Here is a 16,135-nt window from a genome sequence, read left to right on the forward strand (position 1 = left end):
GAAATTAGTCGGTTCTAGGCGAATTTCTTGATACCTCTTCTTTCCAAAGTTTGGTCGTTTAAATAGCGCCCAAATTGAAATCATCTGGGCCAATCAGGCAGGATGTGGAAAAATCATTGTATTGAAGGATGCTCCTCATCTCATTTGCTTTTAGGCAAATGGCAAAGTTTTGTTGTCTCTAGAAAGACAATTGAACATTGAAGGGCATGCTCATCAGTTCAAATCTGTATTTGAGATGAGTTCATGTTATTAAAGCAAATACTGGCGTTTCGCCCGAGTAGGCTTGATCTGATCTTTGCAATAAAAACATTTATTGCTGGAATGTTGGCGTTATTTGTTTCATTTGAATTAGATCTGATTAACCCGATGTGGTCGATTGGTACAGTCCTGATTATTGCCAATCCTTATTCAGGGATGGTGTCCTCTAAGTGTGTCTATCGTGTTATAGGAACGATGGGTGGGGCAGTGGTTGCCTTAACGCTAACGCCACATCTCATTAATACACCTTGGTTGTTTACCGTGGTGTTGTCGTTGTGGGTAGGTTTTGCACTTTATGTGTCTTTACTTGACCGGACTCCACGCAGTTATGCTTTTATGCTGGCGGGTTACTCGACAGCCATGATTGTCTTCAATGCGATTACGTATATTGATCAATACAATATTTTTGATATTGCTTTAGCTCGGGTCATTGAGATTTCGATTGGGGTAATTTCAAGCGCTGTGGTTTCTGCCACGATTCTTCCAATGCACATTGGTTCTGCGATTAAGCAGCGCGTCATTAAAACGCTTAAAGATACAGAAAATCTGTTTGCTAATTTATTAACTGCTGACCCTCAGCAGAACAATACGCAACTTTTAGCCACTATTACTCGTGATACCACAGATATTCATGCTTTGGCAGTACATTTGAGTTATGAGAAAGGTGAGTTGCATGGCATGACCAAACCCTTGCAGGAAATGCTGCATCAAATCTCAATGGTCGTTGCGAATCTGGTTGCTTTATCTGAACGTATTAAGCAGCTTCAAGAACTTAGGTTTATCGAAACTCATTCAGAAAAACTGCAACAACTTTCAGCTCATGTTGTACATTTTCTGGAGCAAAAAGAATTAATTATTGATGAAAATATTTTGCAGTTGCCAGATGAGTTTGAAAGTGATTTCTTGAGTTTAATGGAATCGGCTTCTACACATCAGCAAGTTTTGGTCGCTGCTATGAAAATGGATGTACGCCATTTCATTAGCAATGTTTTAGCGGTTAAAGTCTTGTGGCAAAGAATTCAGCAAGGCAATAAAGAAATCCCTGACAACATTACGCCAATGACCACTAAATACCCAAGTTTACACCGTGACCATGGTGTGGCTATTCGAGGTGGCATTAGTGCAGTCCTTATTACATTTATTGTGACTGGGGTCTGGATTATTTCGGGGTGGAAAGCTGGATTTATGATGGCACAAATGGGCGCAGTAACAGCCTGTATTTTAACGGCATTAGATAACCCTGTTCCAGTTTTGCGTATTTTTATCTGGGGCAGTATTGCTTCAGCAGTTTTAGTCTTCGTTTATGCATTTGGTATTTTTCCTCATGTCACCACATTCTGGGAACTTGGACTGGTTTTATTACCGATGTTCCTGTTTGCTGTGTCTATGATGGCCAACCAAATGCTTATGCCAGTGGGCATGGTCTTGGGTATTAATACCATGATGGGCCTAAATCTACACAATGCTTATAGCATGGATGCGGTGTCTTATCTTGATGGTTCTTTTGCCATGATTTTAGGTGTCTTAGTGTCTTTAGTTGTTATCGACGTTGTTCGTGCAATGTCTCCAGACACGAGTGCCAGTCGTATTCTGGCCTTGCATTATCGTGCCATGAGACAAGCGATCTATTTGCCTTATGGTCTTGATTTTAAAGTTCACCTACGCAGTATGCTGGACCGAATTGGAATTCTTAACAGTAAAGTAGTGCAATCTAATGAGATTAAAACCTCAATTCATCAAGCATTGATTGAGTCGAGCAGTATTGTCGATTTAAGTAGATTACAAGAACTGGCAAATCAGACTCCTCAAAATTCGGAACTGGCTCATCACATCGGAAATTTGCAACAAAATCTAGATGAATTGTTTAGAGCCAAAGAAAATGATGTAGATAATACGGTGGTTTTGGTTGAGCAAATCCATCATGGTTTATTTGAATTAAAACAGCTTGCTTCAAATATTGAAGATATGACGATGCGACAAAGATTACTCATTTCACTTAACAATATTGCTTATAGCATGTGTCATGTTTCATCAGATCAAATGAATGAGAACAGTACCTTGAGAGGAGCGACAGCAAATGGGTGAGTTTAATGTTTATGGTATTTACGTGCCTTCTTTGCTCGTTCAAGCCCTCTTGGCATATATATGTTTTCGTGGGTTAAGTCCTTTGACCAACAAGTGGATTGCACAAGGCTGGATTGCATTACCTAGTATTTTCAATTTGTGCTTTTACCTTTTATTGCTTTTGGTAATACATCAAATTTTTGTTGGGGTGGGTGCATAGAGATGATTGCGAAATTAAAGATTGAGTTAGGTGAGTGAAATGAATCAGGTGGATTTGAAAAAGGTCATCCGTCCAGTAATTTTGATTGTCGCATTAATGGTGGCGGTCTATACCATTGTGCATTTGTGGAACTACTATAATGCAGCGCCGTGGACACGCGATGGTCGAGTGCGTGGTGATGTTATTCAAGTATCTTCGGATGTCGCTGGCCTTGTCACAGAAGTATTGGTTCAAGATAACCAGACTGTAAAAAAAGGTCAGGTTCTCTTTAAAATTGATGTTTCTCGTCGAGCTTTAGATGTAGAGCAGGCCAAATCGGATTTAGCAAAAGCAAATGCAGCCTTTGCTCAAGCGCAGGCGGGTTTGGCACAAGCAAAAGCGAACTTGATTAAATCAGCTAGTAATATCAAATTGGCCGAGAAAAATGCCGGTCGTTACTCGAACCTAATGGATGGCGCTATCTCTAAGCAAGAACAAGACCAAGTGTTTGCCACACGTGATCAATCCCTTGCAGAGCATGAGCAACTCCAAGCAGCAATTCAGCAGGCAGAAGCAACTGTTAAGCAACAACAGGCCCTCATTGAGGTTGCAACGAGCAATTTGCATTTAGCCGAACTTAATATGCATCGTGCTGCGGTAATTGCTCCAGCTGATGGTACGTTATCTAACTTTGATATGCGCCCAGGTAACTATGTTCAAGTGGGACAGGCTGTTGCAGCATTACTTGATCGTAAACAGCTCTATGTGGTGGGTTACTTTGAAGAGACGAAGTTAAATCGTATTCATGTAGGCGATCAGGCTACTGTGCAATTAATGGGTGATAACCAGAAAATTAAAGGTCATGTACAAGGTATTGCATCGGGTATTGAAGATCGTGAGCGCTCAAGCAGTTCTAAGCTTCTTGCTAATGTAAATCCAACTTTTAGTTGGGTTCGTTTAGCACAGCGCGTACCTGTGAAGATTGTATTAGATGAAACACCGAAGAATGAACTTGCTTTTGTTTCTGGACGAACTGCGACTGTGCATATCGTTGAAAAATAAAATCGAAGTGATTTAATTAAAAAAAGCATGTAGTTTTAATTACATGCTTTTTGTTTTATGGCGTTAATCCAACTGGATTTCGATACCAACTCTGAATGAGTAGTGCAGCAGCAAAACTATCAGCCGAGAGTTTTTTTGCTCGACCTTGTTCTTGGTAAAAACCTAGCTCTTCTCTCGCTTCACGTGTAGTTAAGCGCTCATCTACCATCAACGTTTCTATGTTGGTTTGATGACGTAAACGTCTCGCAAATTTGCGGGCACGTATAGAGAGTTCTGACTCACTATCATCCATATTTAATGGCAGGCCAACCAAAAATAAATTGGGTTGCCATTCTTTCACAATTTTTAAGAGTTGATCCCAATTTGGAATACCATCTTTCATAACAAATAGAGGGAGAGGGTTGGCACTTTCAATTGAAGACTGGCCAATCGCCATTCCCATTTTTTGAGTACCAAAGTCAAAAGCCATAATCGATTTTGATTGTGTTTCGGTCATTAAGCGTGTCCGATTTCAGATGCTAGCCACGCACGATCTACACCAATTTTTTTATAAGCTGCATCCCAACGGTCGTCATAAGGCAGGTTAAAAATCAGATCCATATCGGCATCACAAATGAGCCAGTCACCACGCGTAATTTCGTCTTCTAACTGATTTTTGCTCCAGCTCGCATAGCCTAAAGCGATCTGATATCGACCTACGCCTTCATTATGGGCAATCGCGTCTAGAATATCTTTACTGGTGGTAATACAAACATTTTCACCTACAGCAATAGATGAATGCCATGTTGGTTGTCCAGTATGAAGAACAAATCCAGCTTCAGGACGTAATGGCCCACCTTGTAAAACCGCATGTGGATTTACATTGTCTGCTTCAATGTCGAGATCATTGAGTAATTCTTTAATTTGAATACCAGAAGGACGATTAATAATAATGCCTTGAGCACCTTCTTCATCATGACGGGCAAGATAAATTACAGTGTTTGCGAAAAAGTCATCTGCCATTTCTGGCGGGGCAATCAGACAACGGTGAGTCAGATATTGTTTGGTCACCTAAGCGGTTCTCCCTCAAAAAATGTCACTAGAGGGCCTCTCGACCCTTTTATCTATATAGGTTCTTTTTATCAACATACAAGAGTTAATCGGATTTCGCCAATCTTTTTCTCTCATTTTCTTTATTAATTTGAAGAAGCCTGAAATTTAAGTTGGCGTAATTGTTTAGCATGCTGTAAGGTTGTTTCATTAATTTCCACACCCCCTGACATGCGAGCTAACTCAAAAATGATTTGATTTTCATCAAGTTCTACAATTGTACTGCTGGCTGGGTCAGTTTGTTGTTTTTTAACTAATAAATGCTGATCAGATTGTGCAGCAACTTGTGCTTGGTGAGTAATACATAAGAGTTGGACATGTTGTGCTAAGTCAGCAAGTAAACGTCCTACAACTTCTGCGGTACCACCACTAATCCCGACATCAATCTCATCGAACACCAAAACTTCAGATTCAGTTTTTTCTGCATTCATGACTTGCATTACGAGGGCAATACGAGAAAGCTCACCACCTGAGGCCACTCGTGCCAATGGTTGTGGAGGAATACCTTTATTGGCAGTAAATAAAAGTTGAATAAAGCTTAAACCCTCTGCGCCTGGCTGCTCTAATGGTTCGAACTTAAACTCGAAGTGTGCTTCTGGTAGTGCTAAAGGTTTCACTTGTTCAGTTAATTGTTTCGCAAGCGGAGCGGCAGCTTCACGACGAATATTGTCTAAATGCTGAGCTTTTTCTAAAAATTCCTCATGCGATTTTTCAACTTGTTCTGCCAATGTTTCTGGGTCTTCAAGTTGATGCAATTGCTCAAGCTCACTTTGCCAAGCTTCATATTCTTCTTTAAGCGTCTCTGGCTGAGTGCGGTATTTACGTGCCAGACGATGGAAAACTTCCAATTTGGAATTTAGTTCTTCCATCCGCTCAGGATCAAAACTTTGGCGATCAATAAATTGACGCAAGTTTGCCGTTGCATCGTCTATTTCACTTTGAGCATTCAGTAAAGAATTATAGATCTCAGAAAGTTGTTCGCTGCGCCCTGCATGGGACTCTAATCTGCGAATAATCGAAGATATTTCTTGAGTAATGTTCTGTTCAGCCTCATCTAAGACATTTAAGCTAAAGCTACAGTCTTGCATGATATGTTCATGATGACTAAGTCGATCAAACTCTTGCTCAATTTCTTTATAGTCGGTTTGAATGACCTCTTCGAGTTCTTCAATTTGATGCTCTAAAGTACCAATCCGTTGTAGACGGGTTGCTTGTGCATCTAGGGCTGCTTGGTGCAAACGAATGGTACGTTGCCATGAGCTATAGGCTTCACGTACATCATTCGCTTCAACGTAAAAATTGTTATAACGATCTAGCCAATGTTTTGGATAAGGCGGTTCAAGAAGTTGCTGCTGGCTGTGCTGACTATAGAGTTGAACCAGCAAACGTCCTAACTCTTTAAGTTCAGATAGACTGCTCGGGCGTCCATTAACCCATGCTTTGCTACGACCAGTTGCAAAAATAACACGACGTAAATGAATTTCCCCAGAATCATCATCTAGCTCGTGGTCTTGGAGCCATTTTGCCTCAGGGCTATTATTTTGATAGGTGAAAACCGCGGTAATATCCGCTTTGTCCGAACCATAACGGACATAATTTGTATCTGTACGTTCCCCGAGGCAGGCAGAGAGTGCATCCAGTAATAATGATTTTCCGGCACCTGTTTCGCCTGTTAGAACATTAAATCCTTGTTCTATATCAATAGCTAAATGATCAGCTAATGCAAAATTAATTAAAGTTAAATGTGTGAGCATAAACGCATCCAACGCGCCAAATTATGGGTTAAAGATAGAGAAGTTTTGAATTTGCTACAAGTGATCTATTATTCTAACTGAAATTATAGAACAGCAAGATTGCGGATATTTACAATGAAAAAAACATTCAGCTTACCGAAACCACCCATAGGGATGGTCAATCATCATAAAAAAAACAATCCTGCGGAAATGAATAAAATTTTAAATCAACATTTTAATGCATTTAAACAAGCAGCTGCACAAGGTGATTATGCCAAAGCTTATCAACATGTTAAACAAGCTGTTAGCTTAGTTCCTAAGCATCCGGGAGCTTTATCTGACTTGGCTTATACCGAATTACGCTTAGGCCGTTATAACGAAGCCTATCAACATTATTTACAAGCGATTCAGGCCAGTGGAACTAACGTAAATACAAACTTATATGATGGACTCACAGAGGTTTGTCATCATTTAAATAAAAAAGAAGAAACAATCAAATTTGGACGCTTAGCAATTACAACAAAAAAAGAGCTAGCCAAGAGCGAACCTATTTTATCGATTCCAGATCATGCACCACCAGCATTTAGTACAAACCCTGCAGAAAATATTATTGCCTTCTCATTATTTGGGGCAAATCCTCGCTATTGTGAAACCTCTATTTTAAATACTCAGCTAGCCAAACAGATTTATCCAGAATGGACGTGTCGATTTTATGTCGATGATAGTGTGCCAGTACTGGTACAACAGCGGTTAAAAGAAAAGGGTGCGCAAGTCATTCAAGTTACAGATTCTCAAAAACAACTATCTGGCCTGTTTTGGCGCTTTTTTGTGATGGATGATCCTACAATTAAACGCTTTCTAATACGTGATGCCGACTCAATTGTGTCGCATCGCGAAAAGGCGGCTGTAGATGCATGGCTCAAGAGTGATAAATGGTTTCATTTAATGCGCGATAATTATTCTCATACTGAGTTAATTTTGGCTGGAATGTGGGGTGGGTGTACAGGGATTTTTCATAATATTGAAGCACATATCAGGGATTATGTTGCCACCGGACGTTATCTGGATAATCGGGTGATGGATCAGCATTATTTGCGTTATTGTATTTGGCCGACTTTAAAGCAGAGTGTGCTTATACACGATAGCCAGCAATTCGATTCAGATGCTATCGATTTTCCAGCTTATGATCTGGCGTTAATGCAAAACGACAGTGAAAATTTTCATGTAGGAATGAATGACGGTTCACCTGTAATTGCTACAGCAATTGCCCATCCAACGGCGCAAAAAGTGTGTTGGATACTCCTAGATGAAAATCAGGTCGAAGTTTGCAGATACGATGCAATTGTGTCGAATAGTCGAAATATTGAGATTAACTTACCTTATGCTTTTGCCAAAAAAATTCAGGCACAGCAGTGGAAATTACAAGTCTATCCGTATGAAAACTGATTGATTAGTTATTTAGGCACAATTAAACTACATTCATCATAATTTATATAAATACGGCATTATCTGGAGAATCTGCATGAGTTCAACCCAATTTGATCATGTAACGGTCATCAAAAAATCAAACGTTTATTTTGGTGGAGCATGTATCAGCCATACCGTGCAATTTGAAGATGGAACTAAAAAAACATTAGGTGTTATTTTGCCGACTGAGCAAGCTTTAACTTTTGAAACGCATGTTCCTGAGCGTATGGAAATTATTTCAGGCGAATGTCGCGTAACAATTGCGGACAGCACTGAAAGTGAATTGTTCCGTGCAGGCCAATCATTTTATGTACCGGGCAACAGTCTTTTTAAAATCGAAACTGACGAAGTACTCGATTATGTATGCCATTTAGAAGGCTAAGAAATTCCTGTTCAAATCGGGTACACTATGCCCAAAGAAATCCTGTGAAGTTGGCTTTGCAGGATTTTTATTTTTTTGCTCAAACGTTGTTAGAGGTCATGCATGGCAAAACAGGAATATTATTATGGCGTTCATTCAGTGGAGTCATTGTTAGAACTTGAGCCGGAGCGTGTGCTAACCCTGTTTACTTTAAAAGGACGGGATGATCAGCGTTTGCAAAAGATTTTGCAATTGGCAGAGCCTTTTGGAATTAGTGTACAAAAAGCAAGCCGCGATAGTCTTGAGAAACTCGCAGGTCTTCCATTTCATCAAGGTGTAGTTGCTGCAGTACGTCCACATCCTGTCTTGAATGAGCAAGATCTTGATCAAATTTTAAGAGAAACTCCAGATGCTTTGTTGTTGGCATTGGATCAGGTGACAGACCCGCATAACTTAGGGGCCTGCATTCGTACCGCCGCTGCGATGGGCGTGCAAGCTGTTATTGTGCCTCGTGATCGTTCGGCTAGTTTGACACCAACTGCTCGTAAAGTTGCAGCAGGTGGAGCTGAGAAAGTTAAATTTATTCAAGTCACTAATTTAGCTCGTACATTGGCTCATCTTAAAGAAACAACTCATGTACGTGTAATTGGTACTATGCTTGATGAAAGTGCGTTGCCACTTCAAAAGTGTGATTTCTCTGGCGCCGTTGTGATTGTAATGGGAGCTGAAGACACTGGTTTGCGTCCTATTACACAGGCGCAGTGTGATCATAAAGTTTATATTCCGATGTCAGGTAATCTACAAAGTCTAAATGTCAGCGTAGCGACAGGTATGGCACTTTATGAGGCTTGCCGTCAGCGTTCTGAGGTATAATCTCGCTGCCTTTTTAGTTTTTAAGTCATCTTGATATGTCTCCCCGTAAGCAAGGTTATTTCTTTGTATTGGTGACCATGTGCATTTGGGGCGGGTTTACGCTTTTTGCCCGTTTAAATGCACAGTGGCATATCAGTGCTTGGGACATAGCCGCATTGCGTTTCGCTATAGCCTTCCTAATTTTAATGCCCATTTTAATCTATAAAAAAGATCTCGCTTTTTTATGGAGTAAACATGCGGTTATTTTGGCCTTGATTGGCGGGGTCATTTATTGTCTCACCGTCTATACCGCTTTTCTCTATGCTCCCGCTGCGCATGCTGCAATTTTCTTAAATGGTTGTATCCCAATTTGTACTGCGTTTGCAGCATACATTTTATTTAGGCAGCCGTTTGATAAGCATACATGGGTGAGTCTGGTAATTATGATTACTGCCTTGACTCTCATGAGCGTGTTGATGTTGCAAGGTAATGCTTCTGCTTTTGGCGTGGGTGATTTACTTCTTTTTATTAGTGCGATTTGGTGGGGTATTTTCACTGTATTACTTAAACAGTGGAAACTTTCTGCATGGCACTCTATGGCAAGTGTTGCGATTTGGTCTGCAATTATTTACTTACCCATCTATGCTCTATTTTTACCAAAGCATTTCATGGAAGTCAGTCCTGTCCATTTAGCGATACAGGGCATTTTCCATGGTGTATTTGTGGTTATTATTGCAACTCTGACTTATGTGGCAGCGATTCAGCGACTTGGTGCTTTTAAAACAGGAAGTATTGTGACTTTGGCACCGTTTATTGCTGCCATTTTAGCTGTACCTTTACTCGGCGAAGCATTAAGCCCATCTATTGTTGTGGGCTTGGTCGGAATGGGAATCGGCGCCTTACAACCTTGGCGATGGTTCCGACCAGATAGCTTGGCACAACAAATTAAGCAGCAAAATAAATCAAATTAGTTTGTACGCTTTAAATAACTTTGATGTAGCGGCTCTAATTGTTGATGTAAATGTTCGAGTAATCCATCATTAAACACAATGTCATTGGCAAGTTCGCGTTTACGTTCGCGTGGCATTTGTGCTGCAATAATTTTCTGAATTTGTTCTTGGTTTTGCCCATCACGTTGGCTTGCACGCTGAATTTGAGTTTGTTCACTCGCATCAACTAATAAGGTGTGGTTCACCAATTCATGCTGGTTGGTTTCAAAAAGTAGGGGTGAAACTAAAATCACATAAGGACTTTTTGGGTTTTGCAACTGCTGAATAATAGATTGGCGAATAGCTGGATGCGTGATTTTTTCGAGTGTTTGTCTTGCTTCAGGATTTTGAAAAATATGTTCGCGTAGGGCACGACGATCGAGATTACCATTGGATTGAAGTACCCAGTCTCCAAAAGTTTGTTGGATTTTTTGCAGGGCAGGTTGGCCTTTCTCAACCACTTCGCGAGCAACGATGTCGGCATCGACGACTTGTATTCCTTGGGATTCAAACCATTGTGTTGCAGCAGATTTTCCACTGCCAATACCACCTGTGACTCCCAGAATAAAAGCCATCTTAACCTCCCAAATAGATTTTCATAATCTGATCACCCCATAGAAAGGCAACCCAACCTGCAATGGCAATGTAGGGCCCAAAGGCAAAGGGCTGATTGTCATTGCGTAATTTTAATAAAATGATGCCAATAATTGCACCTAGTAAAGATGACAATAACACAATTAATGGCAGCATCAATGGCCCCATCCACGCGCCCAATGCAGCAAGCAATTTAAAGTCGCCGTAGCCCATGCCTTCTTTGCCTGTAATGACTTTAAATAAGTAATACACAATCCAAAGACATAAAAAACCAATCAGGTAACCCCAAATGGCTGAGTTAGGTGAGGTGTAAATATTAAAGGTATTAATGCCTAAACCAAGCGCAGCCAAAGGTAGGGTGAAACGGTCAGGTAGTAGCTGAGTATCAAAGTCTATAAAGGTGAGGGCAATCAGGACCCAAGTCAGGACTAGGCCGAAAAGCATTTGTACGGTTGGACCAAACACTAGGACTACAACCAGTGAACATACCATTGTTAATAGTTCAACCGCTGGATAGCGAATACTGATTGGGTGACCACAATGACCACATTTACCTTTTAAAACCAACCAACTGATGACAGGAATATTTTGATACCAACGGATGGGCTGATGGCACTCTGGACATGATGAAGCAGGCTTACTTAAAGTCAGTTTTTCATGATCAATGATTGGTTGTTCAGGGTCGAGTAGCATTTGACATTCTTGCTGCCAATCTTGTTCCATCATTTTTGGGGTGCGATAAATCACCACATTAAGAAAGCTACCAATACATAGGCTCAATAATGCAACTGCAATATAAAGTGCAGTTAAGTTTTGAATAAAATAAGCAATAATTTCTTGCATTATATGACGGAGCCCATTTGGAAAATTGGAAGATACATAGCAATCACCAGACCACCTACAAGTACCCCTAAAATTGCCATAATTAAAGGTTCCATCATTGAAGTTAAACCATCAACGGCATTATCAACTTCATTTTCATAGTACGTTGCAACTTTATCGAGCATGCTGTCTAGAGCACCAGATTCTTCACCAATTGCGACCATTTGTATAGCCATAGATGGAAAACGATTTGAAACGCGCATCGCAAATTGGAGTTGTTGCCCTGTAGCAACATCTTCACGAATTTTCATTACCGCTTGTTCGTAAATAATATTATTGGTTGCACCAGCCGTTGATTCAAGCGCATCAATGAGAGGAACACCAGCTGCAAAAGTTGTTGCTAAAGTACGGCTGTAACGGGCAATAATTGCCTTATAAACCAGATCACCAAAGATAGGTAGTTTCAGAGCAAGTTTGTCTAAACCATCACGGAATTTTTTACTACGCTTTTTAGCTTCCAGAAATGCGGCAATGATTGCCCCAATCACAAAAATCAGAATGTACCAGTATTCCTGCATCCATTTCGACATATTTACGACCATTTGTGTAAAGGCAGGCAAATCTGCGCCAAACGAAGAAAATAGGCCTTGGAAAACGGGAACTACTTTAACCATCAAAATAATGGTAACGATTACAGCGACTACAATAACCGTTGCTGGGTATTTCATGGCCTTTTTGATTTTCTGCTTGAGCAATTCACTTTTTTCTTTGTAAATTGCCACGCGGTCCAGCATGGTTTCAAGCGCACCAGACTGTTCGCCAGACTCTACAAGAGAGCAAAACAATTTATCGAAGTGCTGAGGATACTTTCTTAAAGCTGAGGCAAAAGTACTACCACCTTCAACTTCACCTTTAATACCGAGTACCACCTCGCGCATAGCTGGGTTTTCTAGACCTTCTGCCACAATTTCAAAACCTTGTACCAGTGGGACACCAGCTTTCATCATGGTTGCAAGTTGTCGCGTGAAAATCGTGATATCGAGCGTTGATACTTTTTTCTTAAATAAACCTTCAAGAATATTTTTACGCTTTTCCCGAATATTACGAACAGTTACACCTTGCTTGCGTAGGGTGACTTTGGCTAAAGCCATATTTTTAGCCGGAAGTTCCCCCTTAATTTTTACGCCTTTACGGTCAACCCCATCATAAGCAAAAGTCGGCATCAATTGTGCCTTTTTGACAGTCATGACATTATCCTTATTTTAAATTGTCTTTTATTCACTGGTTACGCGATTGACTTCTTGTAAAGAAGTAACACCTTGCATAACTTTCTTTAAACCTGAGCGACGTAGATTATTAAACCCCAGTTTTTCAGAAGCGGCAGCGATTTCTAAAGCATTGCCATCTTCCATAATAATCTTGGAAATCTCAGGTGTGACTTTCATTACTTCATAAATACCAACTCGACCTTTGTAACCCTCACGACATTCTGGACAACCGACTGGTTGAAAAACTTGAAAATCGGGATGTGTCAGATCTTGTTCGGTAAAACCCATTTCCAATAGGCTTTGTTTAGGGATGTCAGTAGGTACTTTACATTGAGAACATAGTCGACGTGCCAAACGCTGAGCAATGACCAGATTGACTGATGTTGCAATATTGAAAGATGGAACCCCCATATTGCGTAGACGAGTCAATGTTTCAGGAGCACTGTTGGTATGTAGCGTGGACATCACCATATGGCCTGTCTGAGCAGCTTTAATCGCGATTTCCGCTGTTTCTAAATCACGAATCTCACCGACCATAATAATGTCAGGGTCCTGACGTAAAAATGACTTAAGTGCAGCTGAAAAAGTCAGACCTACCTTAGGGTTCACGTTAACCTGATTAATGCCTTCAAGGTTAATTTCGACTGGATCTTCGGCAGTAGAAATATTAGAACTTTCAGTATTTAAGATATTGAGGCCTGTATATAAAGATACAGTCTTACCAGAACCGGTTGGACCTGTGATTAAAAGCATACCTTGTGGCTTATCTAATGCTTCCATAAAGAGGGCTTTTTGCTCTTCTTCATATCCTAGAGCATCAATTCCCAGCATAGCACTCGATGGATCGAGAATACGTAGAACTAGCTTTTCACCAAATAAGGTCGGAAGAGAGTTCACACGAAAATCAATTGCTTTAGATTTTGATAGCTTGAGCTTGATACGACCATCTTGAGGGACACGCTTTTCAGAAATGTCCATTTGAGACATCACTTTTAAGCGTGAAGCCAAACGATTAGCCAGCTGCAAAGGCGGATTTGTAATTTGACGCAAAACGCCATCGACCCGATAACGGACCCGATACGATTTTTCATAAGGTTCGAAATGTAAATCAGAAGCCCCCATACGAATCGCATCAATCAATAACTTGTTAATATATTTAACAATAGGTGCTTCATCGCCTTGCGGAGTATCCTCATCCTCTTCTGGAGTAGCTGAGGTATCAAGATCTACATCTAGATCAAATTCTTCATCACTAAACTCGAAGTTACTTTCTTCAGTAAATTGCTGTACCAGAATTTTTTCGAGTTTATGGTGCTCGACAATAACAGGCTCAACCATAAGCTTGCTGTTAAAGCGAATAGCATCAATAGCATCAATATTGCTGGGATTACTGGTTGCAACATATAAAATCTGTCCTCTTTGTACGAGAGGCAAGATCCGATGTTTTAAAATCAGTTTCTGGTCGACCAAATCTTTAGGAATCTGGCTAGTATCGTAAACGTCCAGATCAAAATATGGTTCAGCAAATTCAATAGAAATTGTTTCAGCTAATAAAGAAGGGGAGAGATTAACCTCTTCAATCAGGTACGCAACAGTATCCTGTTTAGCTCTTTTTGCTGCATCTAGTGCTGCTTGCATGGTCGCTGCCGACACATGTTTTTCTTCGACTAATCGTCGAAAAAACCCCGAAAATTTTGGAGATGTATGTATGACTGACATCTGCCTACCTGTGCTCATATGTTTATAATTGGTATATAAAAAATTATACTTTTGTTATCTAAAATTACTACCTGAGAAAATGATGCTCTCGTCTTGATCCATATATTAAAGCTTGAACCAGTCGAAGTTTTTATTCATTAATTTTTAAAATGCGGAGCTTTAGTCTTAATAAAGTTTTATGACTGTTTTCAAATAGTAGAAAAGATATGAGCAAAGCCGTTAAAGAAAAGTATCTGAAATTTGTAGAAATGCGTGTAGAATGTGCTGCATTTTTGATGAAAGGTGAGCCGTATGTCGGGTTCGACGATTACGCCTTGGGTAGTTGGCAACTGGAAAATGAACCCAATGCGTGCCAATGCCAAACAACTTATAGAAGAATTTAAACAACTATTGCAACAAAACGAAATTGCAGATGAAAGCTGCCATGTCGGAGTTGCTCCGGTTTCTATTGCACTTGCAATGGTACAAACACAATTGCAAGATGCTGCAAAAACAGTATATACAGTTGCACAAGATGTATCGCGTGTAGCAGGTACAGGCGCCTATACTGGTGAAGTCAGTGCAGAATTATTAAAAGATAGCCAAATTAATTTTGTATTGGTGGGTCACTCTGAACGCCGTGATTTGTTAGGTGATAACGTTGAAATTTTGAAGGCAAAACTCCAAAATTCTTTAAATGCAGGCTTAACTGTCATTTATTGTGTGGGTGAAAGTCTCGAACAGCGTGAACAAGATTTGGCAGAGCAGGTTGTATTGCAACAAATCTGTGATATAGCTCCTGTAGTGACTGCAGAGCAATGGCAAAAGCAAATTGTAATTGCTTATGAGCCAATCTGGGCAATTGGTACAGGTAAAACTGCTTCACCACAAGATGCACAGGCAATGCATGCTAAAATCCGTGAAGGTCTAAGTCAGATTACTTCTGCGGGTCCAGACATTGCGATTTTATATGGCGGTAGTGTAAAAGCTGAGAATGCAGTCGAGTTGGCAGCATGTCCAGATATTAATGGCGCGTTGGTTGGAGGTGCTTCGTTAAATGCAGCATCTTTTTACCAAATCGTACATGCCTTTGCACAAAGTAAATAACGAGGATAGGGTATGCACTCTTTTGTACTGATCGTACATATTATTTTAGCGGTACTGATGATTGGCTTGATTCTAGTCCAACACGGTAAAGGTGCGGATGCTGGTGCTTCTTTCGGCGGCGGCGGCGCAGCAACTGTATTTGGCGCATCGGGTTCAGCTAATTTCCTTACTCGCCTTACTGCTATTTTAACGGCACTGTTTTTTGTGACGAGTTTAACCTTGGCTGTTTTTGCGAAAAAACAGACGACTGAGGCATATAGTTTGAAATCTGTACAAACAACAGCACCAATTCAAACAACATCGCCTGAAACTTCACCAAATGCACCAAAAACGGGTCAATAATTCGAAATAGGGCTTTCCTTTTATAATTGGAAGGACTAGAATGCGTCCCACAAGCTGCGGTGGTGGTGGAATTGGTAGACACGCTACCTTGAGGTGGTAGTGCCTTCGGGCGTGGGGGTTCAAGTCCCCCCTTCCGCACCAACTTTGAACCAGAAAGTTGAGTGCAAGCAGTTTTTTGATGCGGGATGGAGCAGTCTGGTAGCTCGTCGGGCTCATAACCCGAAGGTCGT

The 16,135-nt window shown here is 40.6% G+C and carries 16 protein-coding genes, 1 tRNA gene and 1 pseudogene; 11 read left to right on the forward strand and 7 right to left on the reverse strand.

Annotation, left to right across the window (positions count from 1 at the left end):
- Positions 1–121: 121 nt before the first annotated feature.
- The 4 genes and pseudogenes from QLG01_RS11335 (at position 122) to QLG01_RS11350 (ending at position 3,583) form a co-directional block, all read left to right on the forward strand.
- Positions 122–253 (forward strand): annotated as a pseudogene (locus tag QLG01_RS11335) (hypothetical protein).
- Entirely contained in the window at positions 244–2,343 is a 2,100-nt protein-coding gene (locus tag QLG01_RS11340) for an FUSC family protein (protein WP_282496467.1), read from the forward strand. The pseudogene QLG01_RS11335 and the gene QLG01_RS11340 overlap by 10 nt, the downstream one beginning before the upstream one ends.
- Complete coding sequence (locus QLG01_RS11345) at positions 2,336–2,542, forward strand: DUF1656 domain-containing protein (RefSeq protein WP_004795042.1); 207 nt, start codon at positions 2,336–2,338, stop codon at positions 2,540–2,542. The genes QLG01_RS11340 and QLG01_RS11345 overlap by 8 nt, the downstream gene beginning before the upstream one ends.
- A gap of 39 nt (positions 2,543–2,581) precedes the next feature.
- On the forward strand, positions 2,582–3,583 hold the full coding sequence (locus tag QLG01_RS11350) for an HlyD family secretion protein (protein ID WP_004795040.1): 1,002 nt from the start codon (positions 2,582–2,584) through the stop codon (positions 3,581–3,583).
- 55 nt (positions 3,584–3,638) lie between these two features.
- Here QLG01_RS11350 and ruvX read toward each other — a convergent pair whose 3' ends face one another.
- From ruvX to recN, 3 genes are all read right to left on the reverse strand, one after another.
- Positions 3,639–4,079 carry a Holliday junction resolvase RuvX gene (gene ruvX / locus QLG01_RS11355; RefSeq protein WP_151988911.1) on the reverse strand — a complete coding sequence of 147 codons (441 nt, stop codon included), beginning with the start codon at positions 4,077–4,079 and terminating at the stop codon, positions 3,639–3,641.
- Positions 4,079–4,633: a YqgE/AlgH family protein gene (locus QLG01_RS11360; protein ID WP_003654562.1), complete on the reverse strand. Its 555-nt coding sequence runs from the start codon at positions 4,631–4,633 to the stop codon at positions 4,079–4,081. Before QLG01_RS11360 ends, ruvX begins: the two co-directional genes overlap by 1 nt.
- Positions 4,634–4,758: 125 nt before the next feature.
- A complete protein-coding gene (gene recN / locus QLG01_RS11365) occupies positions 4,759–6,426 on the reverse strand; it encodes a DNA repair protein RecN (protein ID WP_107880628.1) in 1,668 nt (555 codons plus the stop codon).
- Between the two features lie 114 nt (positions 6,427–6,540).
- On the opposite strand from recN, the gene QLG01_RS11370 reads away from it, so the two are divergent.
- From QLG01_RS11370 to QLG01_RS11385, 4 genes are all read left to right on the forward strand, one after another.
- On the forward strand, positions 6,541–7,851 hold the full coding sequence (locus QLG01_RS11370) for a tetratricopeptide repeat protein (protein WP_282496468.1): 1,311 nt from the start codon (positions 6,541–6,543) through the stop codon (positions 7,849–7,851).
- A gap of 76 nt (positions 7,852–7,927) precedes the next feature.
- Positions 7,928–8,254: a pyrimidine/purine nucleoside phosphorylase gene (locus tag QLG01_RS11375; RefSeq protein ID WP_004795031.1), complete on the forward strand. Its 327-nt coding sequence runs from the start codon at positions 7,928–7,930 to the stop codon at positions 8,252–8,254.
- Positions 8,255–8,356: 102 nt separating this feature from the next.
- Positions 8,357–9,106, forward strand: coding sequence for a 23S rRNA (guanosine(2251)-2'-O)-methyltransferase RlmB (gene rlmB, locus QLG01_RS11380; protein ID WP_004795029.1), 750 nt, complete (start codon positions 8,357–8,359; stop codon positions 9,104–9,106).
- Positions 9,107–9,141: 35 nt separating this feature from the next.
- The gene (locus QLG01_RS11385) at positions 9,142–10,056 is read left to right on the forward strand and encodes a DMT family transporter (RefSeq protein WP_192834289.1); all 915 of its coding nucleotides are present in this window, start codon (positions 9,142–9,144) and stop codon (positions 10,054–10,056) included.
- On the opposite strand, the gene coaE is transcribed toward QLG01_RS11385, so the two are convergent.
- From coaE to pilB, 4 genes are read right to left on the reverse strand one after another with little or no spacing between them, the layout of a single operon-like run.
- Positions 10,053–10,649, reverse strand: coding sequence for a dephospho-CoA kinase (coaE, locus tag QLG01_RS11390; protein WP_282496469.1), 597 nt, complete (start codon positions 10,647–10,649; stop codon positions 10,053–10,055). The genes QLG01_RS11385 and coaE overlap by 4 nt on opposite strands.
- Position 10,650: 1 nt before the next feature.
- A complete protein-coding gene (locus QLG01_RS11395) occupies positions 10,651–11,511 on the reverse strand; it encodes an A24 family peptidase (RefSeq protein ID WP_192835758.1) in 861 nt (286 codons plus the stop codon).
- Positions 11,511–12,737 (reverse strand): type II secretion system F family protein, encoded by a 1,227-nt coding sequence (locus QLG01_RS11400; protein ID WP_174744319.1) that lies wholly within the window; start codon positions 12,735–12,737, stop codon positions 11,511–11,513. Before QLG01_RS11400 ends, QLG01_RS11395 begins: the two co-directional genes overlap by 1 nt.
- 27 nt (positions 12,738–12,764) lie before the next feature.
- Positions 12,765–14,477 carry a type IV-A pilus assembly ATPase PilB gene (gene pilB / locus QLG01_RS11405; protein WP_282496470.1) on the reverse strand — a complete coding sequence of 571 codons (1,713 nt, stop codon included), beginning with the start codon at positions 14,475–14,477 and terminating at the stop codon, positions 12,765–12,767.
- Between the two features lie 291 nt (positions 14,478–14,768).
- Between pilB and tpiA the strand changes: the two genes are divergently transcribed.
- From tpiA to QLG01_RS11420, 3 genes are all read left to right on the forward strand, one after another.
- The gene (gene tpiA / locus QLG01_RS11410; RefSeq protein WP_005301831.1) at positions 14,769–15,563 is read left to right on the forward strand and encodes a triose-phosphate isomerase; all 795 of its coding nucleotides are present in this window, start codon (positions 14,769–14,771) and stop codon (positions 15,561–15,563) included.
- Positions 15,564–15,575: 12 nt separating this feature from the next.
- Positions 15,576–15,905, forward strand: a complete 330-nt coding sequence (gene secG, locus QLG01_RS11415) for a preprotein translocase subunit SecG (RefSeq protein ID WP_004795012.1) — start codon at positions 15,576–15,578, stop codon at positions 15,903–15,905.
- A gap of 56 nt (positions 15,906–15,961) precedes the next feature.
- Positions 15,962–16,046: transfer RNA gene (locus QLG01_RS11420), tRNA-Leu, on the forward strand.
- Positions 16,047–16,135 lie beyond the last annotated feature (89 nt).

Origin of the sequence: Acinetobacter sp. V89_4 (assembly GCF_029967875.1) — a bacterium.
Classification (GTDB): domain Bacteria; phylum Pseudomonadota; class Gammaproteobacteria; order Pseudomonadales; family Moraxellaceae; genus Acinetobacter; species Acinetobacter oleivorans.